Here is a 19917-nt window from a genome sequence, read left to right on the forward strand (position 1 = left end):
GAATGGCCTTCATCGCCCGTGCCACGCCGGGTGATGATCTATTGGATTTTTAAACAATGCCTCGCCATCACCAGAGAGGAAGCACGGCTTCCGGAGGCTCGCAGCGCCAGCTGCGGGTGGCCGAGACGGTGCGCCACGCTGTCGCCGACATCCTCAGCCAAGGTAGTGCGCACGACCCGGACCTGGAGGGACACATCATCACGGTGCCCGAAGTCCGCATGTCGCCGGACCTCAAGCTCGCCACGATCTACATCATGCCGCTCGGCGGCCGGGACACCGAAATCGTGCTTGCGGCGCTGGAGCGCAACAAGAAGTTTCTGCGCGGCGAGATTGCGCACCGCGTTAACCTGAAATTTGCACCTGACATCCGCTTCCGCGCCGATGAGCGATTCGACGAAGCGGAACGGATCGAGAAATTATTGCGAACACCCGCGGTGCAAAGAGACCTCAATTCGGATTCGGAAGAGAGCTGATGACCATTCCCCCCGAAACCGGCACTGTCGATACGACCCACGCCGATACGACCGCCGTCAACGTCAAAAAACATCACGCGGCTGACGCACGTCCGCGCGACAACAATGACCCGCGCAACAAGCCACGCCAGCACGGCAACCAGCCGCGCCGCGACCGGCGCGACATCCATGGCTGGGTCGTTCTGGACAAGCCCATCGGCATGACCTCGACCCAGGCCGTTGCGGTCGCCAAGCGGCTGTTTCAGGCCAAGCGCGCCGGCCATGCCGGCACGCTCGATCCGCTCGCCTCGGGCGGCCTGCCGATCGCGCTCGGCGAAGCCACCAAGACCGTCCCCTTCGTGATGGATGGCCGCAAGCGCTATCGCTTCACCGTGACCTGGGGTGAGGAACGCGATACCGACGACACCGAGGGCCGCGTCGTCCAGACCAGCACGAGCCGGCCGGATGTCGCGGCGATTCGGGCGCTGCTGCCGCAATTCACCGGCCGGATCGAGCAGACCCCGCCGCGCTATTCCGCGATCAAGATCCAGGGCGAGCGCGCCTACGATCTCGCCCGCGACGGCGAGGTCGTCGAACTCCAGCCCCGTCCGGTCGAAATCCACGAACTGACCCTCGTCGACCAGCCCGATGCCGACCATTCGGTATTCGAGGCGGAATGCGGCAAGGGAACCTATGTCCGGGCGCTGGCCCGCGACATGGGCCGGCTGCTCGGCTGTTACGGCCATATCAGCGCGCTCCGGCGCACCCTGGTCGGTCCGTTTACCGAGAACGACATGATTCCGCTGGAACAGCTGGAGGCTTTGTGCAATAGAGCCGCGTCCGGTGAGGGAAGCCTCGCCGACGCACTGCTGCCCGTTGAGACCGCGCTGGACGACATCCCGGCACTGGCCGTCACTCGGGCTGATGCGGCAAGGCTCCACAGGGGTCAAGCCGTTTTGTTGCGCGGACGGGATGCGCCCCAGAGTAGCGGCACAGTCTATGTCACGGTCGCAGGCCGCCTTTTGGCGCTTGCCGAAATTGGCAATGGCGAACTCATCCCCAAGCGCGTGTTCAACCTGACCGGACTGACTGCCAGCTCCGGTCGCAACGAAAGAGACTGACGATGTCGGTGACCGCAGAGCGCAAGGCGGAAATCATCAAGGCGAATGCCACCAAGGCCGGTGACACCGGTTCTCCCGAGGTGCAGGTTGCGATCCTGTCGGAACGCATCAACAACCTGACCAGCCATTTCAAGACCCACGGCAAGGACAATCACTCCCGCCGCGGCCTCCTGAAGCTGGTCTCGACCCGCCGTTCGCTGCTCGACTATCTGAAGAAGAACGACGAGGCGCGCTACAAGGCGCTGCTCGAGAAGCACAACATCCGTCGTTGAGCTTCGACCTGGAATGAACGCGCGCGATCCTGCGCGCGTTGATGGCATGATCCTGAGAACGCCGCACCTGTCGCGGCGTTCGCGAATCCGGGATCATGCGGTCTGGCCGGACCTGGAAAGAAGCGGATACGCTCTTCAACTGGTCCCACCCAGACCGTGCAGTACGCCTCAGCAGCAATCCGGCCGCTGGGCGTGACGGGCAAGGTGCCCGTTACCTACGAGAAGGATGGCCGCCATCCGAAATAGGAAAACCATGGCAGGATCGCAGGGTGCTGATCGCTTTCCAGCGCCCTGCAATCTTGCGCATGGTTTTTTTGTTTCTGGGCGGCCTGCCTTCGATCATCTCATGAAAGAAGACACGCATGTTTACCAAGCATTCCGTCGAGATCGACTGGGGTGGACGTCCGCTCAAGCTTGAAACCGGCAAGATCGCCCGCCAGGCCGACGGCGCCGTCGTCGCCACCTATGGCGAGACCGTCGTGCTCGCCACCGTCGTGGCCGCCAAGTCGCCGCGCGAAGGCGTCGACTTCCTGCCGCTGACCGTCGACTATCAGGAAAAGGCCTATGCGGCCGGTCGCATCCCCGGCGGCTATTTCAAGCGTGAAGGCCGTCCGACCGAGAAGGAGACGCTGGTCTCCCGCCTGATCGACCGCCCGATCCGTCCGCTGTTCGTCGACGCCTGGCGCAACGAGACCCAGGTGATCGTGACCACCCTGTCGCACGACATGGAGAACGATCCGGACATCCTGGCGATGGTCGCAGCCTCCGCAGCGCTGACCCTGTCGGGCGTGCCGTTCAAGGGCCCGATCGGCGCCGCGCGCGTCGGCTTCGCCAATGACGAATACATCCTCAATCCGACCCTCGACGAGATGACCGACACCCAGCTCGATCTGGTCGTCGCCGGCACCTCGGACGCGGTGCTGATGGTGGAATCGGAGGCCAAGGAGCTCAACGAGGACATCATGCTCGGCGCGGTGATGTTCGGTCACCGTCACTTCCAGCCGGTGATCAACGCGATCATCGAGCTCGCCGAGAAGGCCGCCAAGGAGCCGCGCGACGTCGCGATCATCGACAACAGCGCGATCGAGAAGGAAATGCTGGGCATCGCCGAGCAGGACCTGCGCAAGGCCTATGCGATCCCGGTCAAGCAGGAGCGCTACGCCGCCGTCGCCGCGGTCAAAGAAAAGGTGATGGCCTACTTCTTCCCAGAAGGGCAGGAGCCGAAATACGAGAAGCTGCGCGTTGCCGACGTGTTCAAGGAGCTGGAAGCGAAGATCGTTCGCTGGAACATCCTGGACACCGGCCGCCGCATCGACGGCCGCGACGTCAAGACCGTCCGCAACATCGTGTGCGAGGTCGGCGTGCTGCCGCGCGCCCACGGCTCGGCGCTGTTCACCCGCGGCGAGACCCAGGCGCTGGTCGTGACCACGCTCGGCACCGGCGAGGACGAGCAGTATATCGACGCGCTGTCGGGAACGTACAAAGAGACGTTCCTGCTGCACTACAACTTCCCTCCCTATTCGGTCGGTGAGACCGGTCGTCTCGGCGGCACCAAGCGCCGCGAGATCGGCCATGGCAAGCTGGCCTGGCGCGCGATCCACCCGGTGCTGCCGCCGCATCACGAGTTCCCCTACACCACCCGCGTGGTGTCGGAGGTGACCGAGTCCAACGGCTCGTCGTCGATGGCCACCGTCTGCGGCTCGTCGCTGGCGCTGATGGATGCCGGCGTGCCGCTGAAGCGGCCGACCGCCGGCATCGCGATGGGTCTGATCCTGGAAGGCAGCCGCTACGCGGTTCTGTCGGACATCCTCGGCGACGAGGATCATCTCGGCGACATGGACTTCAAGGTCGCGGGCACCGAGAGCGGCATCACCTCGCTGCAGATGGACATCAAGATCGAGGGCATCACCGAGGAGATCATGCGGGTTGCGCTGGGCCAGGCCCGCGAAGGCCGCATCCATATCCTGGGTGAAATGTCCAAGGCGCTGACCGCTGCGCGCGCCGAGCTCGGCGAATACGCGCCGCGCATCGAAACCTTCAAGATCCCGACCGACAAGATCCGCGAAGTGATCGGCACCGGCGGCAAGGTGATCCGCGAGATCGTCGAGAAGACCGGCGCCAAGGTCAACATCGAGGACGACGGCACCGTCAAGGTCGCCTCGAGCGATGGCGAGGCGATGAAGGCCGCCATCAAGTGGATCAAGTCGATCGCCTCCGATCCGGAGATCGGCCAGATCTATGACGGCACCGTCGTCAAGGTGATGGAGTTCGGCGCCTTCGTGAACTTCTTCGGCACCCGCGACGGCCTCGTCCATATCTCGCAGCTCGCCGACAAGCGCGTGCAGAAGACCACCGACGTCGTCAAGGAAGGCGACAAGGTCAAGGTCAAGCTGCTCGGCTTCGACGATCGGGGCAAGACCCGCCTGTCGATGAAGGCGGTCGACCAGACCACCGGCGAAGACCTCGAAGCCAAGCAGAAGGCCGAAGGCGGCGCCGAGGCACCGCGTGAGGCCGCTGGCGAGTAAAGCCGGCAGGGCATCGCAGGAGATACGAAGGGCGGCTTTCGGGCCGCCCTTTTTTGTGATCGATTGCCGGCTGGTCCGCGTCATTGCGCGCGTCAGCGCAGCAATCCAGGGCTGCGCCAGGATCCTGGATTGCTTCGTCGGTTCGCTCCTCGCAATGACGGGTGAGAGGGCTTACGTCAGCTTCAGAGCTCATCAGAGGTTACAGCCATGGACCACCAGCCGGTCATCCGCCCTGCCCGCGCTGACGAATACAACGCCGTCGCTAGGCTCTGGATGGCGAGCTGGTGCTCGACCGGGCTGGATGTCCCGAGCGAGAAGCTGCTCGCTGCTCTCCAGGAACGGGTGCCACGCGAAGTCCACAATGGCTGGAGTCTCTACGTGGCCGATGACGGCGGCCAGCTTGCGGCGATGCTCGCGATCAACATCCCGCAGCTCTATCTCGACCAGCTGATGATCGCGCCGTCGCATCAGGGCCGCTCGCTCGGCCGCCGCCTGCTCGCCTTCACGCGTGAGCTGCTGCCCGACGAAGTCTGGCTGCGCTGCGCCGAAGGCAATGCGAAAGCCTGGCGCTGGTACGAGCGCGAAGGCTTCGTGCTGGAGAAGGCGGAAGCCGATCCAGTGCATGGCCGCATCATGAAATATTATCGTTGGAAGCGGGGCCGTCAGGCGGCGGCGCCCTGATCACAGAGCGTGCAGGCATCGAATATTGCGCGCGCCGATGGGAAAGCATTGCGTCCGCGTTCGCAAGCGATCAAAGTTCGGGTTCCCGACATCTGCGCCATTCCCGAAATACACCATGCCCGTGCCGCTCTTGCTGATCCGCCGCCTTGCGCCCATCGCCTTCGCCGCCGCTTTCACGACCGCGGCTTGGGCCCAGGCTCCCTCGACGCCGGCAGCGCCGGCGAAGGCCCCGCCCGCAGCCAAGAAGGCGGCCAAAGCCAAGTCGGCCGCGAAACCGAGCGCCGTCGAGAGCGGTCCGTGCCGGCTCGGCGTCATTTCGGCGCTCGGCGACCAGCTCGCGGTCAGCAAGTTTGGTCTGACAGTGTTCGAAACCGAAGAGGACGACGTCACCTTGCCGGGCTGGGGACTGGACGACCTCGCAGTGGCGCGCGTGCGTGCAGCCACGGGCGGCGACCCGACTGTCCACAGGATCAGCTATCCGACGGGCGCGTTCGAACCCTACTACCACCCGACATCGCGCTTCCTGCCCGATCCGAAGGAGGGCCTGAGCTCGATCGTGCGCAATGTCACCACGAATGCGAACTGCGCCCGCTATCTCGTGGTCACGAAGTTCGAGACGACCATTCCCAACACCACCCTGAGGCTCAGAGGCATCGGCGCCTATAATCAGGGTCTCGGATCACTCCTCCGGCACTCGCATCTGTTTGCGAATGTCAACATCACGCTGATCGACGGCCAGTCCTACGAGAAAATCGGCTCGTTCTCAGCCGACACAGGCGCCAGGCTTGCCGAGACCATGAGGCTCACCGAAGATCCTCTCAACAAGCTCGACAATGCAGACTTTCCCGAGCCGCTGGCGGCCGCGGCCAAGAGCGCTATCCTGCGTGAGCGACTGCGCACCTTGGTCGCCGCGAAGCTCGATCGCGACCTGCCGAGCTACCTGAAGATCGAGTGATGCAGGCGCCCATGTCTGACGGCGCGCCCCACCCGTTTGCCCTCTCCCGCTGCAACGAGCTCTCCCTGTGACCTTCATTCGCCGATCAGTGCCGCTGCTCATCGCCATGCTCTGGTCCTGCACCAATGCCCTGGCACAATCGTCGCCGGCACCACCGAATGCCAGACCTACGCCAAAGGCCGCGGCCAGCCCTGCCAAGGGCGGCAAGTCAGCAACGAACTTCCGCGACAGCGGCCCGTGCGATACCGGCGTGATCGCCGCCCTCGGCGACAGCTTCACGGTGCAGAAGAACGGCCTGACGCGGCTGGGCGACGACTATGCCGAAGTGCCGGTGTCCTGGGGCTTCGACGATCTCGTCTTCGCGCGGGTGAAGGCCGCCGCGGGGGACGCCGGGGTCCACCGCATTGCCGTTCCGAAGGGCACGTTCGATTCGTACTATCAATCCCCGCCGATCAGAGCCGAGAACGGCACGCTCACGGCCATCGTCAGGAAGCTGGCCGGAACGGCGCGCTGCGCGAGCTATCTGGTTGTCACGCGCCGCACCGACAGCGAGCCGTCCACCAATGACGAGGTCACGGGAATCGGCGTCATCAACCGCGGCGAGGGCCTCGGACGATACACGCATGTTTTCACCATGATGGATATCCGGCTCTACGACGGCACGACGTTCGAGACGCGCGAGCCTGCGACGAGCTCGAAATCGTTCCTCTCCCGCCTGACGTCCGGCGTCGGACCGCCGTCACGCGCAGGCGATGTCGACAACGCCAATTTTCCGGCGTCCCCGCCCGACGCGGCCAACAACACCGTGCTGCGCGACATGGCACGCTCGATGCTCAAATTCCGGCTCGATCAGCGACTGCCGGCCTATTTCGGACACGAGTGAGACGGGGACGCGCTGCGCGCCGTGATATCGACTGGGCATCGCCAGCGCCAGACACGACTGCTGAACGAGGCCGAAATGGCGGCGCGCAGCCGACGATCCGCCTATGCCGCCAGAGCGAGGCGACTACTCGCCCTTGAGATCCTCCGGGCGCGGCATCGAGATCACGTTGTAGCCGGAATCCACGTAGTGGATCTCGCCGGTGACGCCGCCCGAGAGCTCGGAGAGCAGATAAAGCGCGGAGCCGCCGAGCTCCTCCAGGGTCACGCCGCGGCCGAGCGGCGAATGCTTCTGCTGGAACGCGAACATGAAACGGGCGTCGCCGATGCCGGAGCCAGCCAGCGTGCGCACAGGTCCTGCCGAGATCGCGTTGACGCGGATGCTGCGGCGACCGTAATCGGCGGCGAGATAGCGCACCGAAGCTTCGAGCGCGGCCTTGGCCACGCCCATGACGTTGTAATTCGGCATCACGCGGTTGGAGCCGTCGAAGGTCAGCGTGATCATGCTGCCGCCGCTCTCCGGCATCAGCTCGGCGGCGCGCTTGGCGATCTCGGTGAAGGAAAAACAGGAGATCAGCATCGTGCGCGAGAAGTTCTCGCGCGATGTGTCGGCATAGCGGCCCTTCAGCTCGTTCTTGTCGGAGAAGGCCACGGCATGGACGATGAAGTCGAGCCCGCCCCAGGCCTCGCGCAGCGCCGCGAAGACGCCGTCGACGCTGGCAATGTCTTCCACGTCACAGGACAGCACATGCTTGACGCCGAGCTCCTCGGCCAGCGGGCGCACGCGCTTGCCGAGGGCGTCGCCCTGATAGGTGAAGGCCATTTCGGCGCCATGCGCGGCCAGCGTCTTGGCAATGCCCCAGGCGATCGAATGGTCGTTGGCGATGCCCATGACCAGACCGCGCTTGCCCGCCATTAGACCCTGCATGATGTCTCTCCTTCGTCATGCCGGGACCGGCCCAGCCAAGATGATCGTCAGGCTTCAAATACACCGATAGCCGGACATCGGTGCGAAATCGTTCGCGCTGTTGTCCGGCTTCACGCCGAGGAACACAGGACTATCGGAATTTTAGGCGTCGACGTGCTTGAAGACCAGCGTCGCGTTGGTGCCGCCGAAGCCGAACGAGTTCGACAACACGGTGCCGAGCTTGGCGTTGTCGATGCGCTTGCGCACGATCGGCATGTCGGCGAACATGGGATCGAGCTCGGTGATGTGCGCGCTCTCGCAGATGAAGCCGTTCTTCATCATCAAGAGCGAATAGATCGCCTCATGCACGCCGGTGGCGCCGAGCGAGTGACCGGTCAACGCCTTGGTCGCCGCGATCGGCGGGCACTTCTCGCCGGATCCGAACACCTTGCGGATCGCCTCGATCTCCGGCGGGTCACCGGCCGGCGTCGAGGTCGCGTGCGGATTGATGTAGTCGACCTTGGTGCGCACCGTGGACAGCGCCATCTGCATGCACCGCTCGGCGCCCTCGCCCGACGGCGCGACCATGTCGTAGCCGTCGGAGGTCGCGCCATAGCCGACGATCTCGCCATAGATCTTGGCGCCGCGCGCCTTGGCGTGCTCGAGCTCCTCGAGCACGAGGACACCGGCTCCTCCGGCGATCACGAAACCGTCGCGCGTTACGTCATAGGGACGCGATGCGGTCGCGGGCGTGTCATTGTGCTTCGACGACATCGCACCCATCGCATCGAACAGCACCGACAGCGTCCAATCGAGTTCCTCGCAGCCGCCGGCGAACATCATGTCCTGCTTGCCGTACTGGATCATCTCGTAGGCGTTGCCGATGCAATGATTGGAGGTCGCGCAGGCCGACGAGATCGAGTAGTTGACGCCCTTGATCTTGAACCAGGTCGCAAGCGTCGCGGAGGCCGTCGACGACATGCATTTCGGCACGGCAAAGGGGCCGACCCGCTTCGGTCCCTTGGTGCGGGTGATGTCGGCGGCTTCGACCTGCGTGCGCGTCGACGGGCCGCCGGAGCCCATGATGATGCCGGTGCGCACGTTGGAGACGTCGCTGGGCTCCAGCCCGGCATCCAGGATCGCCTGCTCCATCGCGACGTGATTCCACGCCGCCCCCTCGCCGAGGAAGCGCATCGCGCGACGGTCGACGACATCGGCCGGATTCAGCGTCGGTGCACCTTGCACCTGCGAACGGAAACCGAGTTCGGCATATTTCTCAGCACGGGAGATGCCCGACTTCGCCTCATACAGGCTCGCCAGCACCTCCTGGGTGTTGTTGCCGATCGATGAGACGATGCCCATGCCCGTGATGACAACCCGCCTCATGATGTCCGCCTCGCCTTGCTCATGTGTCTCGTTGCAGTCGCGCCTGCTGCACTGTCGGTGATCGCAGCCCGCGGGTTCAAGATGGCGTGGCGCCCTGCTTGAACAGGCCGACCTTCAGGTCCTTGGCGCGATAGATAATCTCGCCATCCATCGAAAGCCACCCGTCGGCGATGCCGAGCACCAGCTTTGAGCGCATCACGCGCTTGATGTCGACATTGTACACGACCTTGCGGGCGGTCGGCAGGACCTGGCCGGAGAACTTCAGATCGCCGAGCCCAAGTGCCCGGCCACGGCCTTCGCCGCCGCTCCAGCCGAGGAAGAAGCCGACCATCTGCCACATCGCATCGAGGCCCAGACAGCCAGGCATCACCGGATCATTCTTGAAGTGGCAGGCAAAGAACCAGAGATCCGGTTTGACATCGAGTTCGGCGCGCACGACGCCCTTGCCGAACTCGCCGCCGGTCTCGGTGATCTCGACAATGCGATCGAACATCAGCATCGGCGGCAGCGGCAGCTGCGCATTGCCGGGGCCGAACAATTCCCCTCGGCCGCAGGCGAGCAGATCCTCATATTCGTAAACGCTGCGCCGATCCGGCATGCTTGATGGCCCTTCTCAACGATCCCTGGGTGGAAATTGTGCCGCGCGACATGGATCCCTCCCGCGCGTCGCCCCGTTCGCGCCACCCTGGCTGCTCAGCCATCGCATCGGGACGAGGGCTGGGCCATCGCGCCAGACGAAGATGACCGCTATCAGCGGGCCGGCGGACCGACATATGTATCCGCGAATGCGGCCACCAGAGCCGGTCACGCTCGCCAGCGCAGGCAAATCGGGTCCGGGCGCTCTCTAACATAGGGGTTTGCGGCGTCAATGCGGGTGTCCCGCTAAATCGCTGCAGAATCCCGGTCCGCAACCGGGCCGGGCGCCAGACGCAGTTTAGGGGCGTTCTAGATCGGTCAGTTGCGATAAGCTTGCATCTGACCGACTTCGTCCCTATATCAGTTGTGGATGAGAGCGAATTCTGTGGTGCTTGAAGTGGATGCGAGCAACAACGCCTCGATGAGTGGCCATGACCGGGGTACCCCGGAAGGTCTTGGGAGCGGACGTCAGCCGGCTCTTAACGGCTGTCCGTGGCACGACGTCAACGAGATGCTGCAGGCGGCCGGGCTACGCCCGACGCGCCAGCGCATGGCGCTGGGCTGGCTGCTGTTCGGCAAGGGTGCGCGGCACCTGACGGCCGAAATGCTTTACGAGGAAGCGACCCTGGCGAAGGTGCCGGTCTCGCTCGCCACGGTCTATAATACGCTGAACCAGCTGACGGACGCAGGACTGCTGCGCCAGGTCAGCGTTGACGGCACCAAGACCTATTTCGATACCAACGTCACCGCCCATCACCATTTCTACCTCGAGAACAACCACGAGCTGGTCGATATTCCGGATCAGCATCTCGCGCTGTCGAAGCTGCCCGAGGCTCCGGACGGCTACGAGATCGCCCGGATCGACATGGTGGTCCGGCTGCGCAAAAAGCGCTGAGCAGACCGGTCCGGAGCGCAGCGTTTCGCTATGCCCGCCTTGATGGCGGGCATTTTGTTGTCTGCACAGCAGCGGAATTGCGTCACGCGGCATGCAACACGCCGGACCGGCCTGTGGCGGGCGTCAGTTCACCTGCTCGTCGGCGTAGACGCCCCATAGCCGCTGCTGCTCGATCCAGCCGTCGAAGCCGTTGCCGAGCACGCGGCACCAGCCATTGCTGCACTTCTTGACCTGGGCGATGACGCCGACCTGCAGTCGTGCCGTCACCGCGCCGGACGCGCTCGGGCTGTCATAGACCGCGGCCAGATCATCCTTGTTCTTCATGGTCACGACGGCCGTGCGGCGGCCGGACAGCAGGGAATGATACACCCAGCCTTCCGAGCCTTCTGAATCGCGCACGCGCCGCCAGTTCTCATATTCGGCGGTGATTTCGACCGGCAGGCCGGACCGCGTGTAGACCCAGGCCACGTCATTGTCCTTGGTCGGACCCGCGCGGACATTCACATGATCCGATTTCAGACTGACATAACGCGGCACAGGCAGGCCGCTGGTGGAGAGAGCCACATCCTTTGCCGCAGCGCCGCTGCCGACTGCCCCGTCAAACAGACAGAGCATGAGCACCGCGACCATCCCGAAACGCCCCAACGCCATCGAACTCAACTCACTCTCCCTCGCAAGGATCGCCGCGCGCCGATCTGGTCGCCTGCAATCCCTCGCCCGATCCCCATCGAACCGCTCGGCTGCCCCCCTTCGTGCACAGAGAGGGCTTGCCGCAGCGCAGGTCCCGGCCTGCCGTTGGCTTCTTGTCTTGGCCCGGCCTTCTGCTAGACAAGACCGAACACAAGCGGCCAGGAAGCGCCTGAGAATCGCTCGCGAAACCCTGTCAGGGACGGATCGGCCCACCTGCGAGATCCGACACGACCAGTCCAGGGAAACGCCGTTCTCAGACGACGACGGTAGTTTCGGCGAACCCGGTTAATGAGGTCTGAAGGATCTCATGAGAGCAGCACATGTCAGCTAGGAAAAAGCCCCTCGTCGTCGTGACACGCAAGCTGCCGGACTCGGTCGAGACGCGCATGCGCGAGCTGTTCGACGCGCGGCTCAATCTCGACGACGAGCCGATGAGCCAGGACCAGCTCGCCGACGCGGTGCGCACCGCCGAGGTGCTGGTTCCGACCGTCACCGACCACATCAGCGCTGACATTCTGAATCAGCCCGATTGCAAGCTGCGGATGATCGCCAATTTCGGCAATGGCGTCGACAATATCGACGTCGCGGCGGCCGTCGCGCGCGGCATCACCGTCACCAACACGCCGAAGGTCCTCACCGAGGACACCGCCGACATGACCATGGCGCTGATCCTCGCCGTGCCGCGCCGGCTGATCGAGGGCGCCTCGATCCTCACCGAAGGCAAGAACTGGGCAGGCTGGTCGCCGACCTGGATGCTCGGCCATCGCATCGGCGGAAAAAGGCTCGGCATCATCGGCATGGGCCGCATCGGCCAGGCGGTCGCCCGGCGCGCCCGCGCCTTCGGCCTGCAGATCCACTATCACAACCGCCGCCCTGTCGCGCCCGTCATCGCCGACGAACTCGGCGCCACCTATTGGGAAAGCCTCGACCAGATGCTGGCCCGGATGGACATCATCTCGGTGAACTGCCCGCACACGCCGGCGACGTTCCACCTGCTGTCGGCGCGCCGGCTGAAGCTGATCCGCAAGGATGCTTACATCGTCAACACCGCGCGCGGCGAGGTGATCGACGAGGAGACGATGACGCGGCTGATCGAGGCCGGCGATATCGCGGGTGCAGGCCTCGACGTGTTCGAGCACGAGCCGGCGGTCAATCCGCGGCTGGTGCGGCTCGCCAAATCCGGCAAGGTGACCTTGCTGCCGCATATGGGCTCGGCCACCATCGAAGGCCGCGTCGAAATGGGCGAGAAGGTCATCATCAACATCAAGACCTTCCTCGACAACCACCGCCCGCCGGACCGCGTGCTGCCGAGCATGCTGTAGGCCCGTTGGCCGGCCACACAATCGGTGTCGTTCCTGCGAACGCAGGAACCCATGCCGCGTGATCTCTGAACAGGCACGCGCGGCGCGTTCCGAGCACCTGATTGAAAGCACGGAGTGGGTCCCCCAGATCAGCGCCCGACGACGCGTTGCGTCGGCGGGCTTGTCGAGGACGACAGCGGAGTGTGAGGTGCGCGCCTGTCGGCTCAGCAGCCACTTACTTCCGATGGGCACTCAGATCCGCGATGACAGGTCCATCGCCATTCAGCGGATTGGCCGGATCTCGCTTATAACGCAGCGTCTCGAACCGCATGGTGCGCGCATCGAGCATCAAGAGACGGCCGACGAGACCCTCACCGAACCCGACGATCTCGCGGATCGCCTCCAGCGCCATCATCGAGCCCAGCATGCCGGCCAGCGCGCCCATGACGCCGGCCTCGGCGCAGGCCGGCACCGTGCCGGGCGGCGGCGGCTCCGGAAACAGGCAGCGATAGGTCGGATTGAACTCGCCGTTCTCGTTGCGCTCATGCGCGCGGATCGTCGTCAGCGAGGCATCGAAGGTGCCGAGCGCGCCTGATATCAGCGGCCTTTCGGCCAGGAAGCAGGCATCGGAGGCGAGATAGCGGGTGTCGAAATTGTCGGAGCCGTCGAGCACGAGATCATAGCCGCCGATCAGCGCGAGCGCATTGTCGGCGTTGAGCCAGGTCCGGTGCGCGATGACCGAGACATGCGGGTTCAGCGCGGTGATGCGTTCCGCGGCACTCTCGACCTTGGGCCGACCGATATCGGGCGTCGTGTGAATCACCTGCCGCTGCAGGTTCGACAGTGACACCACGTCGTCATCGACGATACCGATGGTGCCGACACCGGCAGCTGCGAGATACATCAGGGCCGGCGCGCCGAGTCCGCCGGCGCCGATCACCAGCACCGACGCGCGCTTCAGTGCCGCCTGTCCGGGCCCCCCGACATCGCGCAGCACGATATGACGGGCGTAGCGCTCCAATTCCTCGTCGCTCAGCATCTCTGCACAACGTCCTTTTGCTGCCGCATCGCCGTCGGCCGTGATGGAGATCGCGGATCCCCACACTGAACCCTCGCCGGATTGTGACCGACCAAGCAGATGTGCTTATTTATGTCAGCGGCAAGAGCAGCGGGATTTGTCATGAGACGGCTGGCCACGGCAACCTTCATCTGCGCGAGCGCGATCAGCGCATGCGGACCGGCCCTGGCACAGGCGACACCCGCGCCGGCGGCGCAGGGCGTGCTGCCGGGCGCCAAGCCCAAGCCCGTCGCGACCCAGCCGGTCCGGCCCGGCGTACAGGCGCCGGCCGACACCGCCAATGCAATGGGACAGGCCGAACGGCTTGCGCTGCAATCCGATCTCGCCTGGGTCGGCCAGTACAACGGCGCCATCACCGGCGACGTCAGCGAGCGCATGGTCAATGCGATCAAGGAGTATCAGAAGCTCAAGGGCGGCAAGCCGACCGGCGTGCTCAATCCGCAGGAGCGCGCCGTGCTCGCCGACACCGCCCGCCGCAAGCAGGAGAGCGTCGGCTGGAAGCTCGTGACCGAACCGGTCAGCGGCGCGCGCCTGGGCATTCCCACCAGGCTGGTGCCGCAGCAGAGCAGCGACGGCACCGGCTCGAAATGGAGTTCGCCCACCGGCACCGTGCAGGTCGTGCTGTCACGCCGCAAGGAGGCCAGCCCGACCAGTGCGGCGCTGGCCGACCGCGAGAAGAAGGAGCCCGGCCGCACCGTCGACTACAGCGTCGTCAAGCCTGACTTCTTCGTGCTCTCCGGCCTGCAGAACCTGAAGAAATTTTACATCCGCGGCACCTTCAAGGGCGACGAGGTCCGCATCCTGACCATCCTCTACGACCAGGCCACCGAGAACACCGTCGAGCCGGTCGTGATCGCGATGTCGAGCGCCTTCACCCCGTTCCCGGCGACGCAAGCCGCTGCGCCGGCACCGCGGCGGAGCGTCGACTACGGCACCGGAATCATCGCGACCCAGGACGGCGCCATCATCACCGATCGCGAGGTCAGCGATGGCTGCGTGGCGCTCACCATCCCGGGGTTCGGCCATGCCGAGCGCGTGGCCGAGGACAAGGAACGCGGGCTGGCGCTGCTGCGGATCTACGGCGCGCGCGGCCTGAAACCGCTGGCGCTGTCGGGCGGCAGCGCCAGATCATCCATCGACATCGTCGGCATCGCCGATCCGCAGAGCCAGGGCGGCGGCGCTGCGATCAGCACCGTGAAGGCGCAACTCGCCGGCGTTGGCAGCGGCGATGCCGCGCTCGCGCCGGCGCCGGGCCTCGGCTTCTCCGGCGGCGCCGCATTGGATGGCGACGGCCGTTTCGCCGGCATCACGCTGCTGAAGCCCGGCCTGCTCGCCGGCACGGCCATGATCCCGGCGACGCAGGCCGTAATGGTCAGCGCGGAGGCGACGCGCGCCTTTCTGAAGGCGCACGGGGTTACGCCTGACGGCACGTCGCTCGACGCCAAGGCCGCCACTGTGCGGGTCATCTGCGTGCGCAAATAGCGCCATCGTCCAAGCGCGGAGCGGCGACGATGTCAGAGCACGACCACGACGCCCTGCGCCGCGCCTTGCAGCGCAACGCCAGCCTGACGGCCACGGACCTCTCGGAGTTCAGCTTCGATGACGACACGCCCGACTCGGCGCAATTCATGAACTGCAGCGCCGATTCCACCCGCTTTGTCGGCGGTGGACTCGCACTGTCACGATGGACGACGACCCGGTTCAGCCGCTGCGAATTCGCGAACGTGAATTTCTCGGGCGCCCGGTTCGAGGAATGCCGCTTCTTCGACGCCGAACGCGCCCAGGGCTGCACGTTCCGCTTCTGCGACCTTCGCGGCGCGGTCTTTCGCAACTGTGACCTGATGCTCACGACCTTCAATGCCTGCGAGCTATGGGACGTCACGTTTTCCGATTGCCGGATGTCCGGCGTGATGTTCGAGAAGCCGGCCTTTGCCTTTTCGTCGGCGCGCACCAGGTCGAAGAAGCCGGTGCGGCTGGCGGGCACGTTCGAGCGCTGCCGGATGGACAATGCGGTGCTGCGCGAAACCGACCTGTCCTCGCTCCGGATTCTCGACTGCGATCTCTCCGGCGCGGAGCTGCAGGGCACCTCGCTGGTCAACGCCTCGCTGCGCGGCAGCGATCTCAGCCATGCGGCCTTGCGTCTGGCCGACCTCTCGGGAGCCGACCTGCGCGGTGCCGACCTCACGGGTTTCGACCTGCAGGACATCAAGAGCTTCTCGGGCCTGCAGATCTCGGCGAGCCAGCAGCATCATCTGCTGCGCAGTCTCGGCATCGACGTTTTCGCCGATGAGGCGTGACGCGTCGCCGCTGCGCTGCGGTGCGTTGACCGCGGCGTTTACGCAAAATTAAGCATGACATTTTAGAAAAAATTAAGGGCCCGACGGCGGCCGGCGAGGATCTGACGTGCAGGATCGCGACTGCACGGGAGGATACTCGACGATGCCGAACCCTTGCCCGCGGCACGCAGCCGCTGACTTCCTAGCACCTTGCTATCAACTCGGAACGGCTCCCGCCGTAGTCAACCGGTCTGTGCAAGCCCAGGCCGCGCGTGAAATAGTTCGAACAGTTTTGTCGGCGTGCTGATTCGGACCACCGCGATCCCTCGTTCTCCGTCGGATCGGGCCGGGACTGTCCTGAGCGAGAATAGCTCTGCACCGCGTTTCCGCGATGCGCTCAGCTTTGGCGTTCTCATTGGTTCCGTCAACATCCGAAGGACTGTCTCCCGATGTACACGATCGTTTTGGCCACGCAGAAGGGCGGCAGCGGCAAGAGCACGCTGGCTATTGGTCTGGCCGTGGCTGCGCAGCAGGCCGGCCATAGAGTGCGCGTGATCGAGACCGATCGCCAGGGCACGCTGTCGAAATGGCAGGCGCGCCGCACGACGGGCGAGCCGATCGTCGAAGCCGTTTATGACGCGAAGATGATCGAGACTCGCCTCGATGCGCTCGCCCGCGACGGCGTGACTGTCTGCGTGATCGATACCGGAGCGGGCATCACTGCGTCGACCACTGCGGCGATCCGTTATTGCGATCTCTGCCTGATCCCTGCGCGCCCGAGCGTCGCTGACATCGAGGCCACCGCGCCGACGCTCAGCGTCGTCAGAGCCTGGCGCAAGCCGTTCGCCTTCGTGCTCAACCAGGCCCCGATCCGCGGCGGCCACCGCATCACCGATGCGACCACGGCGCTCGATGCCGACGCGCCGCGCGACATTGCCGAGGTGCTGGCGCAACCCTTCATCATGATGCGCAACGACCACCAGGATGCGCTCGCCGCCGGCCTCGGCGTCAGCGAGTTCGATCCGAGCGGCAAGTCCGCGCAGGAGATCAAGAGCCTGTGGCGCTGGACCGCCGGCAAGCTCGCCGGCGACCACGTCATGCATGAGGCAGGCGAGTTGAAGGAGGCGAGCGAGCACGCCGAGGTCGAATTCCCGATCCTGCTGACGCCGCCGGCCGAAGAACCCAAGCTGCCGGTGACCCGGGTCTATCCCACCTGGGCCGACAATGGCATCAACTGGAAAGCCGGACTGTAGGCAGCGCTCCCGGCGCTACGCCGCGCTAAGCACACGCAAATCATTCGCCGCTGATCCGGCCGCTCGCCAAACGAGCGGCCGGATATTTTGCGCGTCCTCATCCGCAAACGCGATCGGATGATACGACCCACGTCACACAACTATCAACTTTGCGTGGCGCGGCCTGCCGCCGTCTGACATTTACATCCGTCACACAAGTGTCATAGTTGCTGCGGGACGTAAAAGCTTGCGATTCGAGCCATCCCATTCGAGTCGATCCGCTCACAGGCGAGCGATCAGCGGCAATCCTGCCGACGGTTCGAATGGTGCTTCCGTTGCGGGGGTCTGCAACCGGCTTTTGCGGACCAGCGGGGGATCGCATGATGCGCACGATCGTATTGGCCACGCAGAAGGGCGGCAGCGGCAAGAGTACGCTCGCAATGGGATTGGCCGTGGCCGCACAACAGGCCGGCGAAATTGTTCGCCTGATCGAGACCGATCCGCAGGGCACCTTGTCGTATTGGCAGAGCTGCCGCGGACTGGCCGAACCCCTCGTCGAACCCATTCAACAGCCTGCTGATATCGGCCGCCGCCTCGATGCGTTCGCGCGCGGCGGCGTCACGCTCGCCGTCATCGACACGTCGAGCGGCATCAATGAACTGACCCGCGCCGCGATCGAGCAGGCCGATCTGTGCCTGGTGCCGGCGCGCCCCTGTATCGCGGACATCATTGCATCGGCGCCCACCGTGAAGATCATCCGGGCCAGCCACCGGCGGTTCGCCTTTGTGCTCAACCAGGCGCCGCATCGTGGCCCGCGCGCCAGCGAAGCGGCGAACGCGCTGTGTCACAACGATCGCGATCTCGCCGATGTCGTCGCCAGACCGCTGGTCACCTTGCGCAACGATCATCAGGATGCGCTGGCTGCCGGATTGGGAGTCACCGAATTCCATGCCAGTGGAAAATCGGCCAGCGAGATCCGGCTGCTGTGGCAGTGGGTCGAGACGCGACTGATCGAAGGTGACGAGTCGCGTATGCGGCTCTCGCCACGGACCGAGCTGCATTCCCTGCGGACCAACCCCGTCGCGACCTCGGCGAACGAGGCGAGTTCATCCTGGGACGCCGGTCTATAGCAGGCCGGCGTCACCGCGGACCGACGGCGATCCCGCCTCCCGCATCTCCAGCGCCTTGATGCGCGCGTCCGCACGACGCAGCCGGCGGCATAGCTCGCGATTGATATTCTGCATCACGATCACATAAGCGTGGATGTCGGCCTTGTAGAAAGCATAGAGCTCTCGCGCTGTGAGCTCGTACAGCACGGTCGGCGTTTCCGCGACCACCGTGGCCGACCTGTTCTGCATTTCCAGCAAGGTCATCTCACCGAAGAAGTCGCCGGGCGTGAGGCTCGACATCCTGATGACGCCGCCGGTGTCCAGGCGCTCGCTGACGCCCAGCGTCCCGCTGTGCACGACGAACATCGCGCGTCCCGGTTCGCCCTCAGCGACGATAGTATCTCCGCTCGCAAACCGGCGCTCGACCAGCCGCGCGACCAGCAGATCGAGGCTCGAATCCGACAGGCCGCCGAAGAACGGCGTGGCAAGCAGGAATGCCTTCAATGCGGGCGCGCTGACAGCCATGGCAGCAGTATACGCCGGCCCCCTGCCCCTACAAGCGCACCGCGGTCCGTTCAGGCACGCCAGCCGTCACCTCATCGCTGGCACTTCGGACACCAGAAGGTCGAGCGGCCGTTCTGCACGAAGCGCTTCACCACGCCGCCGCAGCCGTCGGTCCGGCACGGTTCGCCCTCGCGGTCATAGACCTGGAACGAGTGCTGGAAATAGCCGAGCTCGCCGCTCGTCTGCCGGTGATCACGCAGCGATGAGCCGCCGGCGCGGATCGCCTCGTTGAGCACGGCGTGGATCGCCTCGACCAGCCGCCTGGCGTGATCGGTCGGCTCGCCCTTCCTGGTGGCGAGCGTCGCCGCCAGCCGCCGCGGCGACAGATGCGCGCGGAACAGCGCCTCGCAGACATAGATGTTGCCGAGCCCGGCGACGACGCGCTGGTCGAGCAGCGCCGCCTTCAGGCTCGTCTTCTTGCCGGCGCAAGCCGTTGCCAGCATCGCGGCGTCGAATTCATTTCCGAGCGGCTCCGGCCCGAGATCCTTCAGATGCGGCTCGCGCTCGATCTCGCCGCGGCCGATGATCTTCATGAAGCCGAACCGGCGCGGATCGTTGAACACGATGTCGGCCCCCGAGGACATGTGAAACACGACGTGGTCATGCACGCTGTCCTTGCCGCGCGGATAATGAAACTCGCCCGGCGTCTCCTCGTCGTCCTGCTTGATGACCCGGAACGATCCGGACATGCCGAGATGCATCAGCAGCACGTCGCCTGAGCTGAGGTCCGCCAGCAAATATTTGGCGCGGCGGCCCAGCCCCCTGACGGTCTGGCCCTGCAGGCGCTTCGCAAAATCGGGCTGGAACGGAAACCTCAGATCGCCGCGCCGCGCCTCGGCGGCGACGATCTTGGCCCCCTCCATGACCGGCTGCAGCCCGCGCCGGACGGTCTCGACTTCGGGCAGCTCAGGCATGCCGGTTCATTTCACCTTTTGCGTCCACGACCATTCACCTTGTC

Annotated in this window: 20 protein-coding genes; 13 read left to right on the top strand and 7 right to left on the bottom strand. The window is 65.0% G+C overall.

Annotated elements, in window-relative coordinates; translation table 11 throughout:
- Positions 1 to 56: 56 nt before the first annotated feature.
- From rbfA to BBTA_RS00310, 7 genes are all read left to right on the top strand, one after another.
- Positions 57 to 473, top strand: a complete 417-nt coding sequence (gene rbfA, locus BBTA_RS00280; RefSeq protein WP_011942585.1) for a 30S ribosome-binding factor RbfA — start codon at positions 57 to 59, stop codon at positions 471 to 473.
- Positions 473 to 1573, top strand: a complete 1101-nt coding sequence (gene truB, locus BBTA_RS00285) for a tRNA pseudouridine(55) synthase TruB (protein ID WP_011942586.1) — start codon at positions 473 to 475, stop codon at positions 1571 to 1573. The genes rbfA and truB overlap by 1 nt, the downstream gene beginning before the upstream one ends.
- 2 nt (positions 1574 to 1575) lie before the next feature.
- Positions 1576 to 1845, top strand: a complete 270-nt coding sequence (rpsO, locus tag BBTA_RS00290) for a 30S ribosomal protein S15 (protein ID WP_009025947.1) — start codon at positions 1576 to 1578, stop codon at positions 1843 to 1845.
- A 362-nt stretch (positions 1846 to 2207) separates the two neighbouring features.
- Positions 2208 to 4370, top strand: coding sequence for a polyribonucleotide nucleotidyltransferase (pnp, locus tag BBTA_RS00295; protein WP_011942587.1), 2163 nt, complete (start codon positions 2208 to 2210; stop codon positions 4368 to 4370).
- A 207-nt stretch (positions 4371 to 4577) separates the two neighbouring features.
- The gene (locus BBTA_RS00300) at positions 4578 to 5051 is read left to right on the top strand and encodes a GNAT family N-acetyltransferase (RefSeq protein ID WP_011942588.1); all 474 of its coding nucleotides are present in this window, start codon (positions 4578 to 4580) and stop codon (positions 5049 to 5051) included.
- 115 nt (positions 5052 to 5166) lie between these two features.
- Positions 5167 to 6006, top strand: coding sequence for a hypothetical protein (locus tag BBTA_RS00305; RefSeq protein ID WP_011942589.1), 840 nt, complete (start codon positions 5167 to 5169; stop codon positions 6004 to 6006).
- Between the two features lie 67 nt (positions 6007 to 6073).
- Positions 6074 to 6889, top strand: coding sequence for a hypothetical protein (locus BBTA_RS00310; protein WP_011942590.1), 816 nt, complete (start codon positions 6074 to 6076; stop codon positions 6887 to 6889).
- Between the two features lie 123 nt (positions 6890 to 7012).
- On the opposite strand, the gene fabI is transcribed toward BBTA_RS00310, so the two are convergent.
- From fabI to fabA, 3 genes are all read right to left on the bottom strand, one after another.
- The gene (gene fabI / locus BBTA_RS00315; RefSeq protein WP_011942591.1) at positions 7013 to 7813 is read right to left on the bottom strand and encodes an enoyl-ACP reductase FabI; all 801 of its coding nucleotides are present in this window, start codon (positions 7811 to 7813) and stop codon (positions 7013 to 7015) included.
- A 141-nt stretch (positions 7814 to 7954) separates the two neighbouring features.
- Entirely contained in the window at positions 7955 to 9178 is a 1224-nt protein-coding gene (fabB, locus tag BBTA_RS00320; RefSeq protein WP_041750237.1) for a beta-ketoacyl-ACP synthase I, read from the bottom strand.
- A 76-nt stretch (positions 9179 to 9254) separates the two neighbouring features.
- Positions 9255 to 9776 (bottom strand): 3-hydroxyacyl-[acyl-carrier-protein] dehydratase FabA, encoded by a 522-nt coding sequence (gene fabA / locus BBTA_RS00325; protein WP_011942594.1) that lies wholly within the window; start codon positions 9774 to 9776, stop codon positions 9255 to 9257.
- Positions 9777 to 10235: 459 nt separating this feature from the next.
- On the opposite strand from fabA, the gene irrA reads away from it, so the two are divergent.
- Positions 10236 to 10709, top strand: coding sequence for an iron response transcriptional regulator IrrA (gene irrA, locus BBTA_RS00330; RefSeq protein WP_083780749.1), 474 nt, complete (start codon positions 10236 to 10238; stop codon positions 10707 to 10709).
- A gap of 123 nt (positions 10710 to 10832) precedes the next feature.
- On the opposite strand, the gene BBTA_RS00335 is transcribed toward irrA, so the two are convergent.
- Positions 10833 to 11360, bottom strand: coding sequence for an SH3 domain-containing protein (locus BBTA_RS00335; RefSeq protein ID WP_041750239.1), 528 nt, complete (start codon positions 11358 to 11360; stop codon positions 10833 to 10835).
- A 359-nt stretch (positions 11361 to 11719) separates the two neighbouring features.
- Between BBTA_RS00335 and BBTA_RS00340 the strand changes: the two genes are divergently transcribed.
- Positions 11720 to 12721, top strand: a complete 1002-nt coding sequence (locus BBTA_RS00340) for a D-glycerate dehydrogenase (protein ID WP_011942597.1) — start codon at positions 11720 to 11722, stop codon at positions 12719 to 12721.
- 214 nt (positions 12722 to 12935) lie between these two features.
- Here the strand turns inward: BBTA_RS00340 and BBTA_RS00345 are convergent, their stop codons facing one another.
- A complete protein-coding gene (locus tag BBTA_RS00345; RefSeq protein ID WP_011942598.1) occupies positions 12936 to 13739 on the bottom strand; it encodes a molybdopterin-synthase adenylyltransferase MoeB in 804 nt (267 codons plus the stop codon).
- Between the two features lie 141 nt (positions 13740 to 13880).
- Between BBTA_RS00345 and BBTA_RS00350 the strand changes: the two genes are divergently transcribed.
- From BBTA_RS00350 to BBTA_RS00365, 4 genes are all read left to right on the top strand, one after another.
- Positions 13881 to 15260 (top strand): serine protease, encoded by a 1380-nt coding sequence (locus tag BBTA_RS00350; RefSeq protein ID WP_011942599.1) that lies wholly within the window; start codon positions 13881 to 13883, stop codon positions 15258 to 15260.
- A gap of 29 nt (positions 15261 to 15289) precedes the next feature.
- Complete coding sequence (locus BBTA_RS00355) at positions 15290 to 16075, top strand: pentapeptide repeat-containing protein (protein WP_011942600.1); 786 nt, start codon at positions 15290 to 15292, stop codon at positions 16073 to 16075.
- Between the two features lie 428 nt (positions 16076 to 16503).
- On the top strand, positions 16504 to 17307 hold the full coding sequence (locus BBTA_RS00360) for a ParA family protein (RefSeq protein WP_011942601.1): 804 nt from the start codon (positions 16504 to 16506) through the stop codon (positions 17305 to 17307).
- 362 nt (positions 17308 to 17669) lie between these two features.
- A complete protein-coding gene (locus BBTA_RS00365; RefSeq protein WP_041751173.1) occupies positions 17670 to 18416 on the top strand; it encodes an AAA family ATPase in 747 nt (248 codons plus the stop codon).
- On the opposite strand, the gene BBTA_RS00370 is transcribed toward BBTA_RS00365, so the two are convergent.
- Together BBTA_RS00370 and mutM are read right to left on the bottom strand one after the other, a co-directional pair.
- Positions 18411 to 18920 (bottom strand): Crp/Fnr family transcriptional regulator, encoded by a 510-nt coding sequence (locus tag BBTA_RS00370; RefSeq protein WP_011942603.1) that lies wholly within the window; start codon positions 18918 to 18920, stop codon positions 18411 to 18413. The genes BBTA_RS00365 and BBTA_RS00370 overlap by 6 nt on opposite strands.
- A 71-nt stretch (positions 18921 to 18991) precedes the next feature.
- Positions 18992 to 19873: a bifunctional DNA-formamidopyrimidine glycosylase/DNA-(apurinic or apyrimidinic site) lyase gene (gene mutM / locus BBTA_RS00375; protein ID WP_011942604.1), complete on the bottom strand. Its 882-nt coding sequence runs from the start codon at positions 19871 to 19873 to the stop codon at positions 18992 to 18994.
- Between the last annotated feature and the right edge of the window lie 44 nt (positions 19874 to 19917).

Origin of the sequence: Bradyrhizobium sp. BTAi1, from assembly GCF_000015165.1 — a bacterium.
Classification (GTDB): Bacteria; Pseudomonadota; Alphaproteobacteria; order Rhizobiales; family Xanthobacteraceae; genus Bradyrhizobium; species Bradyrhizobium denitrificans.